At 70.2% G+C, this 22,168-nt stretch carries 20 protein-coding genes; 5 read left to right on the top strand and 15 right to left on the bottom strand.

What is annotated here, in order from left to right:
* Positions 1-7: 7 nt before the first annotated feature.
* Genes PCC79_RS16120 through PCC79_RS16145 form a run of 6 tightly spaced genes read right to left on the bottom strand, consistent with a single transcriptional unit; the run spans position 8 to position 5,208 of the window.
* Positions 8-3,103: a LysM peptidoglycan-binding domain-containing protein gene (locus tag PCC79_RS16120; protein ID WP_342372444.1), complete on the bottom strand. Its 3,096-nt coding sequence runs from the start codon at positions 3,101-3,103 to the stop codon at positions 8-10.
* Complete coding sequence (locus PCC79_RS16125; protein WP_342372445.1) at positions 3,100-3,546, bottom strand: TadE/TadG family type IV pilus assembly protein; 447 nt, start codon at positions 3,544-3,546, stop codon at positions 3,100-3,102. Before PCC79_RS16125 ends, PCC79_RS16120 begins: the two co-directional genes overlap by 4 nt.
* Positions 3,543-3,890, bottom strand: coding sequence for a TadE/TadG family type IV pilus assembly protein (locus PCC79_RS16130; protein ID WP_232547055.1), 348 nt, complete (start codon positions 3,888-3,890; stop codon positions 3,543-3,545). Before PCC79_RS16130 ends, PCC79_RS16125 begins: the two co-directional genes overlap by 4 nt.
* A 29-nt stretch (positions 3,891-3,919) precedes the next feature.
* Positions 3,920-4,114: a hypothetical protein gene (locus PCC79_RS16135; protein WP_342372446.1), complete on the bottom strand. Its 195-nt coding sequence runs from the start codon at positions 4,112-4,114 to the stop codon at positions 3,920-3,922.
* Between the two features lie 24 nt (positions 4,115-4,138).
* Positions 4,139-5,020, bottom strand: a complete 882-nt coding sequence (locus PCC79_RS16140; RefSeq protein ID WP_342372447.1) for a hypothetical protein — start codon at positions 5,018-5,020, stop codon at positions 4,139-4,141.
* On the bottom strand, positions 5,017-5,208 hold the full coding sequence (locus PCC79_RS16145; RefSeq protein ID WP_342372448.1) for a hypothetical protein: 192 nt from the start codon (positions 5,206-5,208) through the stop codon (positions 5,017-5,019). Before PCC79_RS16145 ends, PCC79_RS16140 begins: the two co-directional genes overlap by 4 nt.
* A 29-nt stretch (positions 5,209-5,237) precedes the next feature.
* Between PCC79_RS16145 and PCC79_RS16150 the strand changes: the two genes are divergently transcribed.
* Positions 5,238-6,659 (top strand): recombinase family protein, encoded by a 1,422-nt coding sequence (locus PCC79_RS16150; RefSeq protein WP_342372449.1) that lies wholly within the window; start codon positions 5,238-5,240, stop codon positions 6,657-6,659.
* A gap of 465 nt (positions 6,660-7,124) precedes the next feature.
* On the opposite strand, the gene PCC79_RS16155 is transcribed toward PCC79_RS16150, so the two are convergent.
* The 8 genes from PCC79_RS16155 to PCC79_RS16190 all read right to left on the bottom strand — a co-directional run bounded on the left by PCC79_RS16155 (position 7,125) and on the right by PCC79_RS16190 (position 14,681).
* Positions 7,125-8,234, bottom strand: coding sequence for a hypothetical protein (locus tag PCC79_RS16155; RefSeq protein WP_342372450.1), 1,110 nt, complete (start codon positions 8,232-8,234; stop codon positions 7,125-7,127).
* 403 nt (positions 8,235-8,637) lie between these two features.
* Positions 8,638-9,243, bottom strand: coding sequence for a hypothetical protein (locus PCC79_RS16160; RefSeq protein WP_342372452.1), 606 nt, complete (start codon positions 9,241-9,243; stop codon positions 8,638-8,640).
* A 26-nt stretch (positions 9,244-9,269) separates the two neighbouring features.
* Positions 9,270-9,554 carry a hypothetical protein gene (locus tag PCC79_RS16165; RefSeq protein WP_342372453.1) on the bottom strand — a complete coding sequence of 95 codons (285 nt, stop codon included), beginning with the start codon at positions 9,552-9,554 and terminating at the stop codon, positions 9,270-9,272.
* 830 nt (positions 9,555-10,384) lie between these two features.
* Positions 10,385-10,603 (bottom strand): helix-turn-helix domain-containing protein, encoded by a 219-nt coding sequence (locus PCC79_RS16170; protein WP_342372454.1) that lies wholly within the window; start codon positions 10,601-10,603, stop codon positions 10,385-10,387.
* Positions 10,604-11,027: 424 nt separating this feature from the next.
* On the bottom strand, positions 11,028-11,810 hold the full coding sequence (locus tag PCC79_RS16175; protein WP_342372455.1) for a type II secretion system F family protein: 783 nt from the start codon (positions 11,808-11,810) through the stop codon (positions 11,028-11,030).
* Complete coding sequence (locus PCC79_RS16180; RefSeq protein WP_342372456.1) at positions 11,807-13,225, bottom strand: CpaF/VirB11 family protein; 1,419 nt, start codon at positions 13,223-13,225, stop codon at positions 11,807-11,809. The genes PCC79_RS16175 and PCC79_RS16180 overlap by 4 nt, the downstream gene beginning before the upstream one ends.
* Positions 13,222-14,046: a hypothetical protein gene (locus PCC79_RS16185; protein WP_342372457.1), complete on the bottom strand. Its 825-nt coding sequence runs from the start codon at positions 14,044-14,046 to the stop codon at positions 13,222-13,224. Before PCC79_RS16185 ends, PCC79_RS16180 begins: the two co-directional genes overlap by 4 nt.
* Positions 14,043-14,681 carry an SAF domain-containing protein gene (locus PCC79_RS16190; protein ID WP_232547050.1) on the bottom strand — a complete coding sequence of 213 codons (639 nt, stop codon included), beginning with the start codon at positions 14,679-14,681 and terminating at the stop codon, positions 14,043-14,045. The genes PCC79_RS16185 and PCC79_RS16190 overlap by 4 nt, the downstream gene beginning before the upstream one ends.
* A 219-nt stretch (positions 14,682-14,900) precedes the next feature.
* Here PCC79_RS16190 and PCC79_RS16195 point away from each other — a divergent pair, with 219 nt between their 5' ends.
* The 4 genes from PCC79_RS16195 (at position 14,901) to PCC79_RS16210 (ending at position 18,288) form a co-directional block, all read left to right on the top strand.
* Positions 14,901-15,812 (top strand): acyltransferase domain-containing protein, encoded by a 912-nt coding sequence (locus PCC79_RS16195; protein WP_232547049.1) that lies wholly within the window; start codon positions 14,901-14,903, stop codon positions 15,810-15,812.
* 78 nt (positions 15,813-15,890) lie between these two features.
* Entirely contained in the window at positions 15,891-16,544 is a 654-nt protein-coding gene (locus PCC79_RS16200) for an NUDIX hydrolase (RefSeq protein WP_232547048.1), read from the top strand.
* Positions 16,545-16,623: 79 nt separating this feature from the next.
* Positions 16,624-17,814, top strand: a complete 1,191-nt coding sequence (locus PCC79_RS16205) for a cytochrome P450 (protein WP_342372458.1) — start codon at positions 16,624-16,626, stop codon at positions 17,812-17,814.
* Positions 17,815-17,892: 78 nt separating this feature from the next.
* Complete coding sequence (locus PCC79_RS16210; protein ID WP_232547046.1) at positions 17,893-18,288, top strand: HsmA family protein; 396 nt, start codon at positions 17,893-17,895, stop codon at positions 18,286-18,288.
* A 500-nt stretch (positions 18,289-18,788) separates the two neighbouring features.
* Here PCC79_RS16210 and PCC79_RS16215 read toward each other — a convergent pair whose 3' ends face one another.
* Positions 18,789-21,956: a DEAD/DEAH box helicase gene (locus PCC79_RS16215; protein ID WP_342372459.1), complete on the bottom strand. Its 3,168-nt coding sequence runs from the start codon at positions 21,954-21,956 to the stop codon at positions 18,789-18,791.
* Positions 21,957-22,168: the final 212 nt, after the last annotated feature.

The raw sequence follows: 22,168 nt of genomic DNA on the forward strand, positions 1-22,168 counted from the left end.
CCCCGGCTCAGGCCTCGCGCGCCCGCAGCCGCCCCTCGACCGTCTCCTGGATGAGGTCGACCGTCTCGTCCAACAGGTCCACCCCGAGCAGCCGCGACTGCCGGTGGAGGCGTCCGACGAGCCGTTCCACCTCGTCGTAACGGCCGGCGGCCTGTTCGGCGCGAATCCGTTCGCCGAGCAACAACTCGTCGTCCGGCGCCGCCATGAGGGCGCGATTCGCGGCCCAGCGGGCGGCGTCCAGATCGCCCTTCTCCCGCGCCAGGCGCGCCGTGACGACCCCCAGGTCGCGAATCAGCGCCGCCATCTCGGAACGCAGGTGCTCCGCCCAACCCCACTGCCCCGGGGCGGCATCGGCCAGGGGCGCTCCGCGCACCAGGGTCAGCGCGGCTTTGAGCCGCTCCAGCGACATCGTGTTCACGCCGCCCCGCGTCAGGGTCAGCATGTCACGCCAGTCCGAGGTCACCTCGGGGTGCAGCCGCATGTGGCCGGAGTAGGCCTCGGGAAGGTAGGGCCGCCCGTCGGGATCGGAGCCCAGCCAGGCCCGCAGCCGGCTGAGGTTGGAGCGCCGCGTCCCGTCGGTGACGAAGAGGTCCGTCGACATGTGGGACGGGGTGGCGCCGGGGTGCTCGACGAGCCACGCGCAGTACTCGACGCAGGCCCGGGTCGAGCGGGTGGGCGCCTCCCCGGTGGCACCCACCAGGTCGAGCGGGCCGAGCAGCAGCACGCGGGGGGCATGCGTGTCGGCGGGGCGGGGGTGGAGTTGGACGATGTTCACGGGTTCCTCCGGGTCGTCGGACGACCACCAGGGGGCTGGGTGGGTGAGGGTGGAATCGGCGAGCGCGTACAGGCTGCTGATCGCGGCCCGCGTCGCCGACGGGAGGGTTTGGGGCACGAGGGAGCGCTCGCCGGCCAGCACACCTCGACCTTCCTCGTTCTCGGTGAGCTCCCAGGTCGCCTGCCCGGCCTCGGCGCCCACCGGGAGTGCGGCGGCCAGGCCCACCGCCGTGCCCTCCGTGGCCGCCTGGATGCGGGCAACGTGCGCCGGGGACGGCCTCACCTCGAACAGGACGACCCAGGGGGCCCAGGCGTCCGCGCGGTCGGGATCGAGGCGCACGCGATCCCAGGCCTCGTCGCCGAGAAGGCCCTGGCGGGCATGCGCCATGCGCTCCACTTCGACGACCGCGGCCTCGGCGTCCGTGGTGGTGCGGACGCGGTGGGTACCAGCAACGTGGGTGAACGCCTCGTCATCGGTGACCACCAGCAGCTGCAGCTCGGCCGACCACGGCGCACACGCCAGTTCGACCAGCATGGCCGACAGGGCCTCGGACGCCAGCGTGGCTCCTTCGCTGCGGACGCCGAGCGTGCCGGAGGCCACGAGATCGACCATGACGAGGTTCTCTCCGACGTCCTCACCGAGCGTGACCAAGGCCGGATAGGCGACCGGATGCGGAGGGTCGTCGAGCTCCCGCAAGGCGGCCCAGGTCACGGCCAGCCGGTCGCCGACCTTCTGGAACCCGGGCGGCGCGGAGCCCGGATCGGACACGAAACGGAACTCGCCGTCGTCCGGCCCGACCACCACCTCGGCCAGCACCGGCGCGAGCAGACCCTGCTGCCACCAGTGCCGCGCCAGGTGGCGCATGGCCCGCTCGATGAGATCCTCGCGATCCGGCTCGTGGTGGTCCGGCACCAGCCCGAGTGCCGACTCGAAGCGCGTCAGCTCGGCCTCCGGCGGGGCGATCCTCCGGCCCAGCGGCCGCGATGCCTCCTGCCAGCGCCGCCGCAGCGCCAGGCCGCCCAGCACCGCCGACGCCGTGAGCGTCGTCAGCCCGCCCACCAGCCGAGCGATGGCCCGCTGGTCGTGCTCGGGCGCCAGTGTGTCCGCCGTGGGAACGGTGCTCTGCACCGGCGGGGTCGGCCGCGCCGGAGCGCCGGAGTCCGCCGATGCGGTGGGGGGCACCGAAACGTCGGGCGATGCAGCGCCCTCCTCCCCCTCGGCCATGCCATCACCCGAAGCGTGGTTCTCGGACCCGCTCGGGTCCGCGTCCTGGGCGGAATCCCCCTGTGTCTCGGCGAGCGGATCAACCGGCGGATCGGCCGGTGGATCAGCCGGCTGATCCACCGGGGTGTCCACCGACTGCTCAGCCGTCGCCGGCGCAGGGGATCCCGCGACGCCCTCGGCCGCGAGCAGGAGCGGCACCCGCAGGACCCACCCGATGTCGATCATGTCGGGATCCGCGACACGGTCGCGGTTGAGGGCGTGGATCTCGGGCCAGCGATCCGCCTCGCCGAGATGGCGCAGGGCGAGCTTGCTGAGCGTGTCCCCGGCCCGCACGGTGACGAGCGTGACCGGCTCGGCGATCGTGAGCTGCATGCCGGGGGTGAGATCAGCCAAGGGGTCGGTTCCCAGGCTGGGGTTCGCGGCGACGATCTGGCGCCACTGCGCCCCGTCGCCGTAGTAGCGGGCTCCGAGACTCCACAGGTCGTCGCCGGGACGCACCGTGTGGATGGTGGCTCGGGACGCCCTTGCACCGGATGGCCCGCGGGCGACCAGCGCGTCGGTTCGGCTGACCTCCGACCCTGTGCTCAGCTCCGCATCCGTGGCATCGCCCGCCGTCTGGCCGAGATCCTGGCGCGCCCCTCCGCCGGCGGCCCGACCCTCGGCCCGGGCGCTGGCGTCCGGGGCATCGCTCACGGTGCCGGCCAGGGGCAGCCGACCCCCACCGGGCGTGGCGGTACCGGCCCCATCCCCGGGGGCACCCGACGCCAGGGGCGTCACCTGGGCGACGAAGGCGGCGGCCAGCAGGGCCGCGGCGAGGGCCCGGGGTCCGGCGACAACCGCCCATCCGGCCGGCTGCGGGGCTGCCCGCTGGGGGCGTCCGCGATCACCCGCGAGGAGCGCGACGAGTTCGAGGACGACCGCCGCCACCCACCCCACCCACGCCACCCAGCCGACGACGGTCAGGAGGGCGAGCAGGAGCCGGATGTCGGTGACCCCGGTGAGGCTGAGCGTGGCCCAGTCGCGGAAGCCGATGGCGAGCAACACCAACGGCGGTGCGACCACGAGGCCGACCAGTGCGGCGAACGCCGCCGAACGTCTGATCATCGTCTCCCCCGGTAGCGGTCGATGGCCGAACTGGCCTGCCCTTCGATCACCCACGTGCCCGGCAGGCCTGCAACGAGGAGGTCACCCAGCGTCACGGCGCAGCGCACCTGCACCTCGACCCGCGCCTCCTGGCCCACCGCGACAAAGAACCCCGAGGTGTCGATCACGTGATCCAGACCGCCGGAACACCGCAGCCCGGCCGCAGCGGCGTCCGCCCCGATGACCTCGAGCGCGTGCCGCTGCGCGGTGGAGGCGTCGCGGGCCAGCGATGCGGACCGGGCGGCCGAGTCGGCCATCTGCTGCACGGCCGAGCGGGCGAGGGCCAGCCGTCCGCCCGCCAACACGAGGCCGATGATCAGGAGCAATGCCGGGACGATCACGACGAACTCGACCGAGGCCGCGCCGCGCTCCCCCCGGCGCGTCTCCCGTTGCGGGTGCGTCATGGCCGGGTCACCCGCTCCACGGGCCGGGTCGCCTGCTCGCTGACCCGCGTCTGACCCAGGTCGACGAACGTGGGCATCTGCCCGCTGACGACGACGCGAACCCGCTCGGTGCTCCGCTCGACGGACACGGTGACGTCCGCGAGCCCACCCCCATCGGCCAGGCGCTCGGCCATGGCGACCGCGGCGCTGTCGGTGGCGCCCAGGACGGCTGCCTCCTCGGCGCCCGCGATGGCGGCACTGGACGCGATGGTGCGCCCGTGGAGCCACAGCCCGGCCTGGATGATGCCGAGCACGGTGAGCAGGAGCAGGGGCGTCAGGATGGCCCACTGGACCGAATCCGTCATGCCCCGCTCGTCGCGGCGGGTCACGTCGGTCAGCCGATCCCCGCGAGCTTGCCGTTCACGAAGCCCGTGATGAGGGTCACGATGCCGATCGCGATCGCGACGACGCCGGCCAGCAGGATCGCCTGCTCGGTCGACTGGGAGAGGCCCCGCTGATCGCGTGCGGTCTCCGCCACGGTGTTCCTCAACACGAGGGCGGAACCGATGAGTCGGTGGACGGTTTCCATGGTGTTTCCTTTCATTGGTGGTGTTCAACTGCTCAGGAGGGTCAGGAGTGGGGGCACAAGAAAGAACAGGCCGAAGACGAGGCTGGGGATGACCATGAAGAGCGTCATGCGCTCCGATGTCTCGGCTGCGGCCATCTTGACGGTGGTGAGGTGCGCATCGCGGAGCTCCTTGACGCGGGCCCGCAGGGTGCCCGACAGGGACGCCCCCGACTCGTCGAGCCGCATCACGTCGGCCAGGTCCACCAGCGCCGGCAGCTCGAGCTGGGCGCCGACCTCCCGCAGCTCCGCGTACGGCATGCGCTGCTGCAGACGAGCCCGGTCCAGGGCGGAGCGGATGGTCGCGAAGATCGCGATGTCGGACAGGGACGCCGCCGCGTGCAGGGCCTGGGTGGCGGACTGGTTGGCCAACCGCTCGAGGGTGACCAGGTCGAAGTACACGAGCAGCGCCTCCGTGGCGTCCGAGCTCGTGGTCCGGTCCGCGGCGCGCAGCAGCAGGTCGGGTGCGATGAACCCGATCAGCCCACCGAGCAGGCTCGCCAGCACCGGCACGAGCGCCAGCTGACCCGTCACGACCCAGTAGGTCACCGCGCCGACGACCGGCAGCAGGAAGCCGGCCAGCGCGCAGACGAGCTTGATGCCGACATGCCGCGCGAGGCTCCGCCCCCGGAGCTGCAACTGCCGTGTCAGCTCGGCGGGAACCACCGTCGGACGCCGGTCGAGCCACCAGCTGCCCACCGACTCGAGCCGGGTCTGTTCCAGGTCCGTCTCAGGCTCGGGCGGGGCCGTGTCGCCGAGCACGCCGAGGGCGTCCGCCAGCCGCACGTGCTGGGGCAGGAACGCCCCGACGATGAGCACGAGCCCCAGCGCGAGCAACAGCCCGGGGCCGACGACCAGCAGGGCGTTCATGCGCGTGCCCGCAGGATGCGTTCGCGGCGGCGGGGCAGCGTCATCCGCCGCAGCATCACCAACGAGCCGACGTACAGGGTCAGCAACACGGCCAGCAGCACCTGGCCGAGCGGGGTGCCGTAGGGAGCGAAGAAGCCGCGCCCGAACAGGAAGGCGCCCGTCAGCACCACGAGCGTGATGAGCGTCACCTGCCCGACAATCCCGTTACCCTAGGCTTGTGACGCACCCACCACGGAGCCCGCAGAGCCCCAACGAGCCTAGCCACGTAGCGATCTACGCGCGTATCTCGCTCGACCGCGACGACACCGGCCTAGGCGTTGCCCGCCAGGAGGAGGAATGCCGCGCCTACGCGGAGGCGCGCGGGTGGACGGTGGGCACGGTCTACATCGACAACGACGTGAGCGCTACGAGCGGCAAGCGGCGTCCCGCCTTCGAGCAACTGCTAGAGGATCGTCCCGCCCACGTCGTCGTGTGGAACCTCGACCGACTGGCCCGCGTGAGCCGCGACCTAGAGCGCGTGCTGGACGCTGGCCTCACCGTGTGGGCGATACAGGCAGGGCAGTTGGACCTCTCGACCCCCGCTGGCAAAGCGGTCGCTCGCACGGTGACCGCATGGGCAACCTACGAGGGCGACATTCGCAGCGAGCGCCAGCGAGCCGCCTACCGCCAGCGTGCCAAGCAAGGGGGGAGGGGGTGGGTCAACCGACCCTTCGGCTACGAGCTCGACGGGACCCTCCGGGAGGCGGAGGCGACCCTGCTGCGGCAGGCGTTTGCCGACGTGCTACAGGGCGCCACCACGGCATCCATCGCGCGGACGTGGAACGAAGCGGGATTTGTCGGTTACTTCGGCAAGCCCTTCACCCCGCACACAGTGAAACAAACGATGAAGAACGCGCGGAACGCTGGTCTCAAAGTGTACGAAGGTGAGGTGGTCGCCCGGGGTGACTGGGTCGCCGTCGTTGACGAGCCCACGTGGCGAGCCGTGGTGGACACCCTCACCGACCCCAAGCGTGGACGCAATGCGAACGGTGGGAACAAGGTGACGACGATGTTGTCTGGCATCGCCACGTGCGCCCACTGCGGAACCCCCTTGTGGATCATCCGAACCGACGTGATGAAGCGCAACGATGGGCGAGAGTTCAAGGTCCGGAAGTACGGATGCCGCAAGGGTCACTGCTCGGTGGCGCAAGACTGGCTCGACTCTGTCGCCCTCCTCGCGCTTCGCGAGGCACTCCCCCGCCACATGGAAGCGTGGACGGGGCCGAGTGAGGAAGCGGACGCCTCACGAGCGCTGGAGCTACGCGCGGAGTTGGCGACGATCGAAACGAAGCTAGGGGAGCTTGCCGCAGCGTTCGCAGCGGACCTTATGACGATGGACCAGGTGACCACGGCGACGGAGGGCTTGCGCCAGCGGAGGGAGGCCACCACTAAGGAGTTGGAAAGCCTCACGGCGTCTGCCAGCGCGATGGGCTGGGTGGCAGACCTCGAAACCTTCTTCACCCTCCCCGACGCGCTAGACCTGGGGAAGCTCCGTTCCATGTTCGCGAATGTGTTCGAGTCCATCACCGTCGCCCAGATGCCGAAGGGCAGGTATGCCAAGCCCGACCGCGACCGGGTGAAGTTCACACCGCTGGCTTAGCTCGCTCGTTGGCTTAGCTCGCTCGTTGGCTTAGCTCGCTCGCGTTGGCTTAGCTCGCTCGCGTTGGCTTAGCTCGCTCGTTGGCTTAGCTCGCTCGCGTTGGCTTAGCTCGCTCGTTGGCTTAGCTCGCTCGCGTTGGCTTAGCTCGCTCGTTGGCTTAGCTCGCTCGCGTTGGCTTAGCTCGCTCGTTGGCTTAGCTCGCTCGTCGGCTTCGTCGTTGTCGCGGCCTACGTGGCCCGCTGAGCGACGACGAGAACGAGGGTGAGGGTTGGGTCCAGGTCGCTCCCCGCTGTCGCGGCAGGCGGGCCCTCAGGGGTGGGGGGTGGACCCCCGAGAATGCCCGCGATGCACCATCAAGTGTTAGCTGCTCGCAGGGTGCCACAGTTCCAGGGTCGTCGGCGTCAACCCAGGTTGACATGGAAGAGCCCCCGATCCCCTCACGTTGAAGGGATCGGGGGCTTCTGTTCACTGGAAGTCGTCGTCGTCGTCGTCGTCGTAGTCGTAGTCGTCGTCAACGTCGGCGTCCATGAACAACTCCGGGGCGGGGTTCGAGCGCTGGACGGCGACCACGGCGTAGGCCACATCGGCAGTGTGGGCGCCCACGTGATCGGTGAGCTTCACGTTCACGTCGCGCCGACCCGGGAGGGGGCTGGCGTCGGTGAGCTTCACATCCGCGACGAGGCCGAACCCCGGGATGTAGGTGTCGACCAGGGAGCGCAGCGCACGCCCAGCCGCACCCTTGGCCGCGTCGACCTCCCCGTGGAAGGCGGCGCCAAACCCGAGAGCCCATCGCTCAGTGATGCGGTCACCGTCAACGGTGGACTCTAGGAGGGTGCCGTCGAGGCCATAGCCTGCGAGCCTCACCCCGTAGTGGTGCAAGCCCTCCATTGCGGCGTCCGGCACGCGGTAGTGCAACTCGTAGAAGTTCCCGCCCCGCGTAGCCGGGAACTGGCCCCAGCCCTTGGACACGTCGAGGGTGACGGCGTGCCGCCAGACTCCCCCGTCCAGCTCTTCGGGCAGGGAGCGCATGGCCGAGACCTCCCATCCCCGCTGGACGAGCGGACGGGTGATCTCGTCGGTCTGCGGCGAAGTGAGCATCTTAGACTTCGAGTAGAGGATGACCTCCAGGTGGACCGACTCCAGGTCGAGGCCGACACTGTGGCGACGCTGGACAATGAACGTGTGCGGCAACGTCCTCTTGTCCACGGCAGCGGGTACCTTGTCGGTGATCGTCACGTTCGTGTCGTAGGTGCCCGTCTCGACGAGGATCGTGGCGACGTGGGTGGCGACCTCGTAGTCGCCAGGTGACGTGTTACGCTCGGCACGCCGCAACAGGCGCTCGGCGTAGGTGTTGAGCAGGTCGGCGCGCTTGACTTCAGCATCGGCGTTGACCAGGTCGATGGCCGTGACGGCGTCGTCACCACGGAGCAGGCGAGCGTTGAGAGCGTCGAGCGCGTGGGTGACATCGGCCGCTTCACGCTTGCGCAGCTTGACGAGCTTGCGTGCTTCGGCCTTCGCCTTCGCGGCTTTGGTCGAGGCGTCGTAGGCGCTGGGGTCTACGGTGATCGTGGGCATGGGTACTCCTTCTTACAGGTTGACTGCTAGAGCCCCCTTCGGGGGCGTGGCAGGCTGTGGGTTATGGGAGGGCGGAGCCCTCCAGTTGACGAGCCACATCGGTGAGGAGGGGTTGTCCCTCTCTGGGTTGAGAGGGGTTGTCCCTCTCTGGGTTGAGAGGGGTTCTCCCTCTCTGGGTTGAGAGGGGTTGTCCCTCTCTGGGTTGAGAGGGGTTGTCCCTCTCTGGGTTGAGAGGGGTTGTCCCTCTCTGGGTTGAACGGCTAAGGGGGGAGCGGGTAACCTCCCACCCCCCAGTCCCTTCGTCGCCGCTACAAGAAGTAGAGAGAGGCATAACGCTAAGTACGCTGACAAAGCCCCTCTCAGGGACAGAATCCGTACGTGAAGGGACAGAATCCGTACGCTCTCAGGTGGCTTGACCCACCCAGATACCGGACGGCATCCCGTTGACGCGGGTAGGGGTGGAGCCGTCGCCCACCCAACCTGCCGCGATCGCTTCGGCCAGCGCACGCCGGACGTTACTGACGCCCGTGAGGTCAGAGAGTTCCCCCGCCCCGAACGGGGCGTAGCCGCGTGGACTCATGTAGGCCCAGCTCGCAAGCGAGACTCTCACCCATCCCGGCACGGAGGGGTTGGAGAGCTGGGCCTCCAGGAATGGACGATGGACCCTACGCCACGGAGCGTTCCTCACGTTGCCTACGCTCACCACGGAGTGAGGGACGAACGCCCGATGGACGCTGGAGCCAGGTCCGATCCAGCCATTCGTCACAGCCGTGCGGACGGCGCGGGTGAGCTTCGAGGGTGGGAGGAGTTCCCCCGTGTCGAGGTCCACTTGTAGTTCCCCCTCCCCCGAGGTCCAGTTGGAGGCGGTGAGTCCGTCGAGGCCGAACGCACCGAACGAGGCGAAGCCCTTCGCATCGAGGCGATACCACGAGGCGAGGGAGACCCGGATCCACAGCGGAAGGCGTCCATCGGCTACGTGTTCGCCCAGCCAATCGGCATCGAGCTTCACCCAGGGAAAGCGAGTGCGAGAATCGCTCACGACGACCACCCCGTGAGCGCATATCGGGCTGGTCGCTGGATAGTGGAGTCGCCCCGAGCAACGAGCGCGACGAAGCCAAAGCTTCGCAGCTTGGAGAACGCCGCTTCAGCTTCCTTCGGCTTCAAGCCAGCCGCTTCGCCGACGTATCGACTCAGCCATCGGCCGGCACCGTCGAACTCCCCTTCGTTGTCGGCGTGCCCAGCGAGCACGGTGGCGATTTTGAGCGCATCCCCACGGAGGGAAGCCCTCACCATGGAGACGTAGGAAACGGGGTTGAACATGGGACTCCTTCGGTGGCGAGGGTGATTCGGTAGTAACCGCCACGGCGGATTCGTCGGAGGGTGTCGCCCTCCATCGTGTAGCCGATCCCACAGAGGGATAGGCGTAGGCCGTCGTCGTCGCGGGCAGGCTCCAGAGTGTGGCTGTGAGTGCCCTCGCAGTAGGGGCACTGGACGGAAACGGCGATCGCCCCGGGGGGGGGGGGTAGCGGTCTGAGCCGTGATTGTGGGGGTGTAGATCATCGAGCTGGCTCTCGCCGCAGAGAGGTAGAAGACGGGGTTGGACATGGCACTCCTTCAATGAGAGTCGTCCAGGAACGATTCTAAGCGGAGTTGACCTAGGGATGGGTCCTAGGTCACGTCTAGCGATCACTTCGCTTAGGATCATTCCTACACAACTTTGAGGTGAATAAACCCGAGGGTTAGCGTTACGGGATTAGAGGGGTTGAGCGGCCTTCCGAGCATCGCGGAAGGCTTGCTGGCGACAGGGGTTGGAGCAGTATCGGGAGGTGCTCCGATAGGCCCTGTAGGTGCCCTTACAGGACGCACACGTTCGAGGCTTGCCCTCCGACTTCGGAGGCCGCCCAGGGCCGCGATGAAGGGAGTTGCCAGCGTCCACGCGCTGAGCGTCCGCCACGATCGTGAGCACATCGGCTCGCGGCAGGAGGTGGTGATTGTTGTGGGAGTAGTCCCACGGCATCCAACCCGGGGTTGCGGCACGTGCCCTTCGGTAGCGATCGGTGAGGATGCCATGATCGTCGGTGCCGACAGGATGGAGCGAGGAGAGCTCCCCATCGGACATAGCGAACAAGCGGGTGACGAGCGTGTGGGCATCAATCACTGAGATCATCTCCTTCGAGGTCGTGGCGGTAGGGCTTCGTCCAGTGCCCAGACTTCGCCCATTCATCGAGGGCATCACGGTCATAGCGGATCGCACCGCTGGGCAGCTTCAGGTAGAGCGGTCCACGCCGCTCCCATCGCCAACACTCCAGCGTGTGCGCTGCGTAGCCCAGGTAGGCCGCAGCCGCCCGGGTATCGAGGTTCCATCCCATCGGGGTTCCTTCCGTTGTGGGTGAGGGACATAGATCAATCCAGAAGTTGGAGGGCCGAAAGAAGAAGCCCCCGACCGCGCAAGCGATCGAGGGCGCGCGCAAGCGATCGAGGGCAAGAGCTTGGGTTGAATGGGAGCGCATCGCCCCCGGCAAACGAAAGGTCAACAACGAACCGATCGTGTGGAGCTACCGGGAGCGACGCTCGCCCACGCCGCTAACTGACGTGGTGAAGTTCACACACCACGGAGCGGCGCACCCCCAGGCCGAAGGAGTGGGAAGCCCGAGGGGGGACATGACGAGAGGGCCACCCGATCCGGGAGGCCCTCTACTCTGTATCCTACGGTTGAGGTGCCCGAATCCGCAACAGACCGGCGGATCGTAACCATAGCGTTACGGAGACTCGACAGGGAGGGGGAGGCCGTGCTCAAACCCCTCCACTCTGTATCCTGGGGTTGAGGTGCCCGAATTTCCAGCGGCACCCCCGGATCGTTACCTTAGCGTTACGAAGCCAAGCCTTGGGTACTCGGATTGTACGATGGCGGACGACCGCCCGCGGCTTGGCGCGCTCGGCCTCGACCTCGCGCAGGGCGCGGAGCCGCTCCTGCACCGAGTCTGCGAGCGCCGCGAGGGTCACGATGGCGCCACTCCCGCCCCGCTGCACGGCCAGGATGAGGCTGGCGATGACGGTGTCGGCGTCGGCGCTGTCCAGCTCGTCGGCCAGCGCACGCAACGCGTCCGAGGGCGTCCAGCGGTCGTCGAGCCGCCGCACGAGCAGCACCATCGAGTCGCTGAGCTCGGGCGGGGCCTGGCGGGCGCTGAGGCGCAGGGCGTCCGTGATGGACTTGCCGGTCGCCATCGTGGCCGTCATGCCGCGCACCCAGCGGTCGAGGGCACCGAGCAGTTCTATCTCGACGTTGCGCGGCGCCGACAGCAGGTGGGGCAGACCCACCACGGCCAGGGGCACGACGACGAGCATCAGGGGCCAGCCCGTCCACACGGTCACGAGCACGGCCGCGACGGTGGACACCCCTGTCAGCACGAGGGTGCGGCGCGGGATGTGCTGGTACTTGTCCACAACCTTCGTCCACAGGCCTGTGGAGAACGACGCGGACCCCGGCACCCCCACGACCCCGAACGACCACGCCAGGATCAGCACGATCCCGCCGATCGTCAGCATGCTGGCGAGCACCACCGCGGCCGTCGTCATGCCTGCCTCCAGGTGCCCCAGAACGGCTCAAGCTGCTCCAGCAGAGCGGCCTCGGGGTGGTACGACGACGCCGTTGCCGGACCGCCCGCCGCGTACACGAGGTGCGTCACCGGCCGGTTGCCCTCCACCGCCCCGGTCAGCGAGCGCACCTCGGAGACATACCGGTTGCGAACGCCCCCGCGCCACGTGTCGTCGTCGAGCTGCACGTGCACGATCAGGTCGATGTGGAGCGCGATCTGGCGGTAGGCCTCGTCCATCGTGAGGACGCCACCCTGCGCCACGCGCGCGGCCAACCGGTCCATCGTGGAGGCGGCGGAGTGGGAGTGCGTCGTGCTCAGCGTCCCCGCGCCCGCCTGCATCGCCTCGAACATCGCGCCAGCCTCGACGCCGCGCACCTCCCCCACGACCAGTCGAGACAGGTTCTGGCGCAGCGCCTCGGGAATCAGGTCCGCCACCGAGAACTCGCCCACCGACCGGCCGTCGGAGATCTCACCGAGCCCCACCCGCGCCTGCAGCGCCAGCATGTTGCGGCGTCCGGGTTGGAGGTGGGTGAGGAGCTCGTAGTCCGTCTCCAGGGTGCCGAAGCGCTCGTTGGGCGGGATGGACGCGATCAGCGCGCGCAACAACGTCGTCTTGCCCGCACCCTGGTCGCCGGCGATCACGATGGACATGCGCGCCAGGATCGCCGCATGCAGCAGGCGGCCCACGTCGTCGGGCAGCATGCCGCGGTCGACCAACTCGGGCAGGTCGATGGCGGTGAGGATGTGCTGCCGGATCGTGACGCTGGGCCGGTAGCTCAGGCCGAAACCGATGGCGTGCAGGCGGTGCCGGTTGCCGAGCGCCAACGTCATCGTGGGGTGCGCGTCGTCGAACGGACGCGGCGGGGTGACCGACTCGCCCAGGAACCGGATCGCCTCGACGAGCTCCTCGTCGGAGTCGGCCACCGGCGGGTGGGCGACGCGGTGACCGTCGCCGTACTGCACCATCACCGAATCGCAGCCGTGAATCTCGATGTTCTCGGCGTCGGGCAGCGCGAAGAGGGGCTGCAACCGGCCGTAACCGAAGATCGCGTCCTCCAGCGCGACCGCGTAGGCGCGCTCGCGCTCCAGCGGCCACAACTCCCCGAGGTGGCTCTGGCCCTCGGCATGCTGACGCACGATTCGTCGGCAGACCGAACGCCCCAGCAGCCGGCGGTCGGCCTCCGCCACCACGCCGCCGGACGCCTGGGCCTGGAGTTCGGTCTCGCGGGTGATCTCCTCGCTCGCCTTCCGCCGCAGGATGACGACGAGACCCCAGTCGATGGCCGTGTCGTGGGGCACCACGGCCTCGGCGCGCCGAATCTCGGGGGCCGACAGCGCATAGTCCGCCCCTTGGAGCAGCGGAACCTCCGCCAACGGCCGCGCAGCCGGGTTCATGCCGCACCCCCCGCCCCAACCGTCACCGTCTCCGCGCCTTGGGGCAGGGTGAGCCCCTCGGTCATGGCGGCTCGCAGCTGCTCGGCCGTCCGCGCATACGACCGCGCCAACCCCTGACGCGACCAGTTGCGCGGCAACGACCCGGCCTCGATGAGGTCGGCGGCGGCCTTGGGCTCCCACGGAATCTCGGCCAACACGCGGACGCCGAACTGGTCGGCCACCTCCCGTGCCCCGTAGGGACGCCCGGGGCCCACCAGCACCAGGCCCACGCGGCCGGGCGGTCCGGAGTCCACCAACGGCGGCAGGTGCAACCGCAGGGCCGCCAGCGAGACCAGCGTGGTGCGGCAGACCAGCCCGATCATGTCGGCACCGCCGGCGAGCTCGCCGGCCAGCCCTGCGGGGCCGAGGCGCCCGGCGTCCACCACGAGATCACGATCGGTGCCCCTGCCGGCCTCCAGCAACGACCCCCAGACCCCGTCGAACAGACCGACCGACCCCAGGTGCGTGAAACCCGGGACGAAGCGGCGATCCGGCCCCGATGGGTCCTCGGCGGCCCGGGAGGCCCGGGCGTCCGGCAACGCCAGCGCGTTGGCCAGCAGCGCCTCACCCATCGGCAGGCGCTCCCGATAGGCCTGCAGCAACCCCTGGACGCCCAGCGCGTGCGGCGCCTGGCCCCGCAGGTACCCGGCGAGCACCGTGTGCGCCGCGCTGCGGTCGGCGTCCAGGAGCAGCACGTCCCTGGGCCACGCCAACGTGAGCCCGAGCGCCGTCGTGGTCACGCCCGGCGCACCCGACGCGCTCGCCAGCACCACGGTGCTCATGCGCCCGCGTCCTGCTCCACCAGGGACACCCGGTTGGCCGAGGCCAGCCGGGTCACCGACTCGGCCTGGGTCGCCGAGAGCGTCAGGTCGATGACCACCGCTCCGTCGTTCTGCGTCGCCGGCGCACTCGTGAGGGTCGCTGGCACGCTCGCAGGCAGCGCCGCCTGCTCGGTCGAGGCACTCTGCGCGTTGGCGTCGGGCAGCGCCACGACCAGCACGTTCGTGCCCGCCGTCAGGCCTGTCGGGAAGCGGCCCGCCTCGAGCCGGACGCCCACACGCGCCATCCCGTCCGGCAGCGCACCGTCGCCGTAGGTGCCGCCGACGAGCAACGAGCCGTTCGCGATGTCGAGGGTCGCCCGCTGCCCGACGACGCTGGCCAGGTCGTCGGCCGGCACGGTGTCCACGCCCGACCCGGTGCCCACCGACACCACCGTCAGGTCCCCGGCAACGATGGGCTCGCCACGATGGATCGTCCGTGTCGCACGCAACACCTCTTCGGTCGAGGCCACGCTCGTGTAGAGGTAGGCCGAGGCGAGCCCCCCGAGGGCGACGGCCAAGATGCCGGCGAGCAGCCACAAGGGGTTGCGCCGCAGGCGCAGACGAGGACGACGGGCATCCGGTGCGACGGTGGACATTGATCTCCGCGTGGTCGAAACAACAACGTGAGGGCCACGGTAAGCGGACACGCGGGGGGAAATCCACCTGTCCGGGATGTGGTGTGGATAACTTGGCACGCTTCTTTTCACCGCTCCGCGGAGCCGATCCGCCGGCCGCTGGCCCGGCACCGCGTCCGCATGGGTACGTTGGGTCACCACCGTCCGGAGCCGGCCTCCCGACCGAGCACGAGGAGCACCGTGTCAGCACGCACGACCCTGAATCCCGACGGCACCGCGCTGCCCGAACTCCTCGGACGCCTCGCGTTCCGCCCCGAGGACGCCGCGGCGTTCACCGACTGCCTGCGTGCGTTCACCGACGCCGACTGGGCCACCGTGGAGCGCCTCCACGGCCTGCTCGCCGCCCGTGTCGGCCTCCTGGAGGACCGGCCGAACCCTCTCCACGGCGAGCCGATCGACCATCCGCTTGCCCCCGAGTTGCTCGGCCTGGCCGCCCTCGTCGCGGCCGCTCCGCAGGTGCAGCACGAGCTGGTGCGCCGCGGTGTCACCCCCGACGTCGCCTGGCGCTCGGTGGCCGACCTCGGCCAGCAGGTCGCCGTCCATCGCCGCGTCCACGGCCGCTTCGGCTTCGGCACCACCGGGTGGAATGCGCCCAATTTCGCCGGCGGCCTCGTCTGGTTGGGGCGTTTGCAGTACACGTTGGAGCGCGACGAGGTGTTCGGCTGGGTGCTCGGCTGCCACATCCCCGAGACGGGCTCCTTGACGCCCGCCGCCGTCGACGATTCCTTCCGCCAGGCCCGCCACCTGGCGGACACCGCGTTCGCCGATTTCCCCATCAGCCGCATCACCTGCGAATCGTGGTTACTCGACCCGAGCATGGTCGCCCGGCTCGACCCGGCGTCCAACATGGCCCGCTTCGCTGGCCGTTTCACCCGGTACGGCACCCCGCGCGACGGGCGGCGCGACGCCCTGTACTTCGGTTTCCACCGCGAGACCCGCTCGGGGCAGCACGTCGACCTCGCCTCCCTGCCCCGCGCCACCTCCCTGCAGCGGGCGGTGCTCGCGCAACTGGACGCCGGCGGTGTCGTCGTCCAGCGCGGCTGGGCGCCCCTGCCCACGGATGGCCTGCCCACGGACGATCTGACCGGCTGACGACCGCGCCGCCCCCCGCCGGGCTCGGCGACTAGCATGGGCCCCGCCCACCCGCCGGAACTGCACGAGGACGACACGATGGATCCCCGCCCCACGTCGAACGTCTCGGTCGACGTGCTGACCCTGCGCTACGACGAGGCCGGCCGCGAGGTCGAGATCGCCGTCTACCCGCGGGCCACCGAGCCCTACATCGGGCAGCTGGCCCTGCCGGGGGTGACCCTGCTGGAGGGCGAGCGTCTGGTGGACGCCTCGCGGCGCGCCGTGGCGACCAAGCTGGGCGTCGGCGTCCGCGACCTGGGGCAGCTCACCGTGTTCGACGAACCGCACCGTGACCCGCGCGGCTTCACGCTGTCGGTGGTCATGTGGGCCGTGGCGGACGACGCCGAACCGCACCCCGACGTCACGTGGCACCGCCTCGACGCCGTGCCCCACCTGGCGTTCGACCACGACCAGATGGTCACGGTGGGCCGTCCGCTGCTCATCGACCGGCTGTGGCGCAACCTCGCCTTCACCCGCGCGCTGACCGGCCCGCAGTTCCCGGTCTCGGCCGCGGTCGCGGTCACTCGATCGCTCCACGGCGTCGAGCCCGACCGCGGCAACCTGAACCGTCGACTGGCGTCCATCCCGGAGCTGCGCGTGGCGCACAAGCGCGTCGTGCTGGGGCGGGGGCGTCCGGGCACGCTCTGGGAGTGGGCCGACAGCGAGGCACTGGACGCCGCAGCCGCCGGCTGAGCCCACCCGAACGGGCAAAACCCCCGCCCCCGGGGCGGCGGGGCTGCGCACGCGGCCGGATACAGGGTTGAATGGGTGCATGACTGGTACCTGTGACCGCGTCTCCCAGCGCGAGGGCGAGCGCACCACGCCGCGCATGGAGAAGGTGGGCGACGTCTGGCACGTCCGCTCCGCAGAGGTGGCGCGCCAGGTTCTGCGCGAGCGCGACGCCACCACGCAGGCCGGCTTCACCGCGGAGTCGATGAAGGGGCGGATGACGGACACCCCGATTCTGTTCATGGACGGCGAGGCGCACCGCCAGCAGCGGGCCAAGGTGGCCCGCTACTTCGCCCCGAAGGTCGTCTCGACGCGCTACTCCGAGCTGATCACCCAGCGGGTGGACGCCCTCGTGGACGCCATGGTCGCGGCCGACACCGTGCAACTCGACCATGTGACCCTGCGCCTCTCGGTCGACGTGGCCGCCCAGGTGATCGGCTTGACGAACTCCGACACCGATGCGATGGCGAACCGGCTGGAGAAGTTCTTCGACCAGCCCCCCTTCGACCTCGCCGAGCCGGGTCTTGGCCGCTCCCGCTTCGAGTCGCTGCGCGCGGTGCTGACCGGCAACCTGCCGGTGCTCGTGTTCTACTTGCGCGACGTGCGCCCGGCGATCCGCGCCCGCAAGGCCGAGCGCCGCGAGGACGTCATCAGCCACCTGATCGACGAGGGCTACTCCGACATGGGCATCGTGATGGAGTGCATCACCTACGGCGCGGCCGGCATGGTGACGACGCGCGAGTTCATCTCCATGGCCACGCTGCACTTCCTGCGCAACGACGCCCTTCGCGAGCGCTTCGTGGTGGCCGGGGAGGCCGAGCGCCTCGCCATGCTCGGCGAGGTGCTGCGCCTCGAACCGGTGGTGGGCCACCTGTACCGCCGCGCGCAGCGCGCCATCGAGGTGACCGACGGCGACGTCACCCACGTCATCCACGAGGGCGCCCTGATCGATCTCTCCCTGCGCCGGACCAACGCCGACGAACGGATCGTCGGCGAGCAGCCGGACGCGCTGTGCCCCGGCCGGGAGCTGCCGCGCGGGTACAGCGAGGAGATGATCAGCTTCGGCGACGGCGCCCACAAGTGCCCGGGCAACGCGCTCGCCCTGCGCGAGACCGATCTGTTTCTCACCCGGCTGTTCTCCCACAAGGTGGCGCTCGTGCGTGAACCGCGCCTGGAATGGGACGAGATCGTCGCCGGGTACGCGCTGCGGGACTTCGAGATCACCGTTTCCTGACCCCGGCATCCGGGGGTCCATCGAAGGATGGATGCCCGGCGGTGTCGGTGAAACCCCTGCTCAGGCGAGGGTGAAGGCATGCTTGTTGCTGCCATCATTCTCATCTCCCTGGCGTTGGTCGCCTACACCGCCGGCGTGTGGGCCGAGCGCATCGCCGGACGCCTGCGCCCCTTCCACGTCGTGCTGTTTGGAGCCGGGCTGGCCTTCGACGCCTCCGGCACGTGGCTCATGTCCCTCATCGCGCAGGCCGGCACGCACGACAGCGCGACCGCGACCGGCGGCGTCCTGATGAACGTCATGGCCGTGACCGGGCTCATCGCACTCGTGCTGATGGCCGTGCACTTCCTGTGGGCCGTGGTCGTGCTCGTCCGCAACCGGGACGCCGAGCTGCGCACCTTCCACCGGTTGTCGGTGATCGTGTGGGCCATCTGGCTGATCCCGTACTTCACCGGCATGATCGGCGCCATGCTCTGACCGGGCTGGTCTCCTGCCCCACGGGGCATTTGGCCCCGAGGAAACGGTGCCATGGCGCCATGTGCTCGGGTCCAATTGGGCAAGCCCCGGGGGTGGGACGCCCGCGGCGGCCATGACCCCTCCACGTGGCGCCTCTCCGCGTCACCTGGCGCACCCACGCTTCACGTGGCACAGCGCCGCTCACGTGGAGGGCCTTGCACGGGCCGCCACGTCAGTTGCACTGCGCCACGTGGGGCTGAGGTGCGACACGTGGGCCTGAGGTGCGCCACGTGGGCCGGCACAGCTGTCGAGCACTGGTGGAGCAAGCTGGCCATCACCGTGCGACCTCGCCGCCAAGCCACCATCCCCGTCGCCGAGACCGCTCCGCTGGAGCAGGCCGATCTGGCCGCGTCCGCGACACATCCCGCAGCGCTGGGACTTCGCAGGTGGGCATCTGGAACGCACGACCGCGCGGGGCGTGAGCGTCCCGCGCTGATCCTCCCGGGCTGAGGGGGACCGCCTCAGGCGTCCAGCAACCCCCGGATGTCGGCGGCGCTCAACGGAGCCGCAATGTCGGACGCCTGCCCGACCACCTGGTCGAACAGGTGGCGCTTGGTCTCCTGCAGGGCGACGACCTTCTCCTCGATGGTGTCGGCCGCGACGAGGCGGTAGACGTTGACCGGCTTGTCCTGCCCGATGCGGTGGGTACGGTCGACGGCCTGCGACTCCGCGGCCGGGTTCCACCACGGGTCGAGGATGAACACGTAGTCGGCCTCGGTCAACGTGAGCCCGAACCCCCCGGCCTTCAGCGAGATCAGGAACACCGGCGCCTCGCCCTCCCGGAATGATGCGATCCGCGCCGCGCGGTCACGCGTCCGGCCGTCCAGGTACTCCAACGCGATGCCCTCCGCCTCCAGCCGCCGCCGCACCAACCCCAGGAACCCGGTGAACTGGCTGAACACCAGCGCCCGGTGACCCTCCGAGATGACCTCGCCCAGCCGCTCGACCAGGGCGTCGACCTTGGCCGAGGCCTCCGGATAGCTCTCGTCCACCAACACGGGTGCCAGCGCCAGCTGCCGCAGCAGCGTCAGCGACCGCAGGATCGTGATCCGGTTGCGCGCCAGATCCCCCACCAGGCCCAGCACCTTCTGCCGCTCGCGCGCCAGGTGCTTGTCGTAGAGCTTGCGGTGCGCCGGGCTCAGCTCGATGGGCAGCACCTGCTCCTGCTTGTCGGGCAACTCCTTCGCCACGGCCGCCTTCGTGCGCCGCAGGATCAGCGGCCGAATCCGACGGTGCAACCGGGCCAACACCTCAGCGTCACCGTTCTCGATCGGCTTGCGATAGGTGTCGGTGAACGTCTTCGGGTCGACAAACAGCCCCGGCGCGGTGATCGACAGCAGCGACCACAGGTCCATCAGGTTGTTCTCCAGCGGGGTGCCGGTCAGCGCCACCTTCATGCGCGCCCGCAGCCGCCGGACCGCCTTGTACGCCTGCGAGCTGTGGTTCTTCACGAACTGCGCCTCGTCCAGCATCACCGCCGACCAGGGCTGCTCGGCGTAGGCGTCCGCCTCCAGCCGCAACAGTGTGTAGGATGTCACGACGACGTGCGCCCCCTCGATCGCCTCGGCCAGCGTGTGCCCGCGCCGCTTGACCGTGCCGTCGACCGCCACCACCCGCAGGTCGGGCGTGAACCGGGCGGCCTCGGACGCCCACGTGCCGATCACCGAGGTGGGTGCCACCACCAGCATCGGCCGCTCCAGCTCACCGGCCTCGAACGCCGACTGCGCCATCGCCAAGGCCTGCAGGGTCTTGCCGAGCCCCATCTCGTCGGCCAAGATGCCGCCCAACCGGGAGCGCCACAGCAGCGACAGCCAGCGGAATCCCGTCAACTGGTAAGGGCGCAACTCAGCACGCAACCCCACCGGCGGTGCCACCTCCGGCAGCGATTCGACGTCGAGCAGCGCGGTCACGGCCTCCTGCCACGCCGCGGACTGCTCCCCCACGACGCCCAGCCCGACCAGCTCCTCCCACAACCCGGCGTGCTCGGGCCGTAGGTGGAAGGTGTCGCCGTCGTGGTCGACGAGCTCGCGGGCCTCATCGATGAGCGCCCGCAGCTCCTCCAGCTCCGGGATCGCCAGGTCGAACCAGGTGCCCGATTCCAGAATCAGGTGGTCCTGACCCACCGACAGCGCGGCGAACAGCATCCCGAACGGCACCCGCTCGTCCCCGACCCACACCTCGACGCCGAGGTCGAACCAGTCCCCCACCTCGGAGTCGGTCACGGTGAGCTCGACGCGCGGCGCCTCCTCGGCTTCGGTGAAGGTCGGCGGCTCGCCGGTGCGCGTGACGTCGACGTCGTCGCGCTCCAGCAACCCCGGCAGCACAGCGGTGGTGAACGCGATGAGCCCGCGGCCGATCACCGTGGTCTCGTGCAGCTCCGGCAGCGCACCCCCGGTGCGCCACGGCCCCTGCGGCACGGACGCCGCGAGCGCGGCCTCGGCTCCGGCGTCGCGCAACGGCGGGTCGGACGCCGCCGGTCGCACCCCCAGCTCGTGGACCTCGGTGCCGACCCGGTAGGCGAACCCCCACGCCACCTGGGCGCGCCGATCGGAGAACGTGACCCGACAGAGCAACCGCGGCGGCTGCGCGGTGGGCAGGTCCAGCTCCGGGTCGACCCGGACGGCCAGCCGATCCTGCAACTGGGGCAGGAAACCGGCGGCGAACAGGGGGATGTCCGCGGCGGGGATCGCCATCGCTCCCCCCTCGAACAACCGCGCCTCGGCCTGGTCGAGCGGGCGACTCAACCGGCTGAGCACGAGGCGTCCCCCAGGCGTCTTGGCACTGACACCGTGCGGGGGGCGTCCGATGAACGACACCCCCTCGAGCGGGCCGATCTCCTCGTTGCCGGCCAACGCGGGCGTGACCCGCAGGCCCTCGTCGGCCCTCTCGACCCGCATCGCGGGCACGAACGGCTCACTCGCCAGCAGCGGGTCGGGCATGCGGCGGCGCATCCGATCCTCCCCACCCAGCAGCCGGACGCCCACGCTGACGGCCCGTTCCAACACCCCCCACGCGTCGGGCCGCAGCTCGGCCAGGGGAAGGGCGTCGACGCGGTGGCCGTAGTAGAAGTCGTTGCGGCGGCGCGATTCCAGCAGCCCCACCAGCGCCGCGAGCTGCGCCTGGTCGAACGAGGCAGCCTCCGGCCCGCGCAGGTCGGCCCACGTCGCGCCCGACTTCACCCACGTGTTCCGCGCCCCGAGGCGCAGCGGGCGCAGGCTGATGCCCTGGACGTCGTCGTCGACCTGCAACGCCAACGGGGTGCCACCCCGGGCGGACGCCGCCCGCGTCAGCAGCGGATCGAGCACCTGCTGCCAGCCCGACACCTCTCGCCGCGGCTGAGCCTCGCGCATGTGGACGATCAGCGCCGCCGCGTGCTTGCAGTCCCGGCGCACCGGGCAGGTGCACGTCGCGACCAGCGACGCCGGCCCCGCCTGGCAGACCACCGAGGTCTGGTAAGTCTGGAACTGCGAGCCGCGCACCGCGGCCATCACCAGATTGTCCGCCCGCCGGATGCGCTGCAGGCGGCCTTCGTCGGCATACTGCCGGCCGCGCTCCAGCGTGTCGTGCCCGAAGCGGCGCTGGAGGGTGTTCTCGTCGAGGGTGCGCACCCAGTCCGGATAGGTCGTCATGGCACCCGCGAGCCTAGTCCGCGGCTCTGACAATCCTGAGTGGGGGGCCGTCCCCACGGTGCGCCCGCGTGGAAACGAGGGAGAGCTCGAGGGCCCGGGGCGGTGCGGTCGCGGTGCCTGACGCCCGCGGCGGCTACGTGGCGCGCCTCAACCCCACGTGGCGCAGCGGAACTCACCCGGCGGGCCTTGGACAGGCCGCCAGGTGGATTCCA

It is taken from the genome of Propioniciclava soli, from assembly GCF_038502305.1.
Taxonomy (GTDB): Bacteria; Actinomycetota; Actinomycetes; order Propionibacteriales; family Propionibacteriaceae; genus Propioniciclava; species Propioniciclava soli.

Bases quoted from the DNA above. Each gene is read 5' to 3' on its own strand.
- PCC79_RS16200 (WP_232547048.1), top strand. From the start codon at position 15,891: ATGGATCCCCGCCCCACGTCGAACGTCTCGGTCGACGTGCTGACCCTG.
- PCC79_RS16120 (WP_342372444.1), bottom strand. From the start codon at position 3,103: ATGATCAGACGTTCGGCGGCGTTCGCCGCACTGGTCGGCCTCGTGGTC.
- PCC79_RS16180 (WP_342372456.1), bottom strand. From the start codon at position 13,225: ATGAACCCGGCTGCGCGGCCGTTGGCGGAGGTTCCGCTGCTCCAAGGG.
- PCC79_RS16210 (WP_232547046.1), top strand. From the start codon at position 17,893: ATGCTTGTTGCTGCCATCATTCTCATCTCCCTGGCGTTGGTCGCCTAC.
- PCC79_RS16130 (WP_232547055.1), bottom strand. From the start codon at position 3,890: ATGACGGATTCGGTCCAGTGGGCCATCCTGACGCCCCTGCTCCTGCTC.
- PCC79_RS16175 (WP_342372455.1), bottom strand. From the start codon at position 11,810: ATGACGACGGCCGCGGTGGTGCTCGCCAGCATGCTGACGATCGGCGGG.
- PCC79_RS16190 (WP_232547050.1), bottom strand. From the start codon at position 14,681: ATGTCCACCGTCGCACCGGATGCCCGTCGTCCTCGTCTGCGCCTGCGG.
- PCC79_RS16165 (WP_342372453.1), bottom strand. From the start codon at position 9,554: ATGTTCAACCCCGTTTCCTACGTCTCCATGGTGAGGGCTTCCCTCCGT.
- PCC79_RS16125 (WP_342372445.1), bottom strand. From the start codon at position 3,546: ATGACGCACCCGCAACGGGAGACGCGCCGGGGGGAGCGCGGCGCGGCC.
- PCC79_RS16185 (WP_342372457.1), bottom strand. From the start codon at position 14,046: ATGAGCACCGTGGTGCTGGCGAGCGCGTCGGGTGCGCCGGGCGTGACC.
- PCC79_RS16170 (WP_342372454.1), bottom strand. From the start codon at position 10,603: ATGGGATGGAACCTCGATACCCGGGCGGCTGCGGCCTACCTGGGCTAC.
- PCC79_RS16155 (WP_342372450.1), bottom strand. From the start codon at position 8,234: ATGCCCACGATCACCGTAGACCCCAGCGCCTACGACGCCTCGACCAAA.
- PCC79_RS16140 (WP_342372447.1), bottom strand. From the start codon at position 5,020: ATGAACGCCCTGCTGGTCGTCGGCCCCGGGCTGTTGCTCGCGCTGGGG.
- PCC79_RS16215 (WP_342372459.1), bottom strand. From the start codon at position 21,956: ATGACGACCTATCCGGACTGGGTGCGCACCCTCGACGAGAACACCCTC.
- PCC79_RS16135 (WP_342372446.1), bottom strand. From the start codon at position 4,114: ATGGAAACCGTCCACCGACTCATCGGTTCCGCCCTCGTGTTGAGGAAC.
- PCC79_RS16205 (WP_342372458.1), top strand. From the start codon at position 16,624: ATGACTGGTACCTGTGACCGCGTCTCCCAGCGCGAGGGCGAGCGCACC.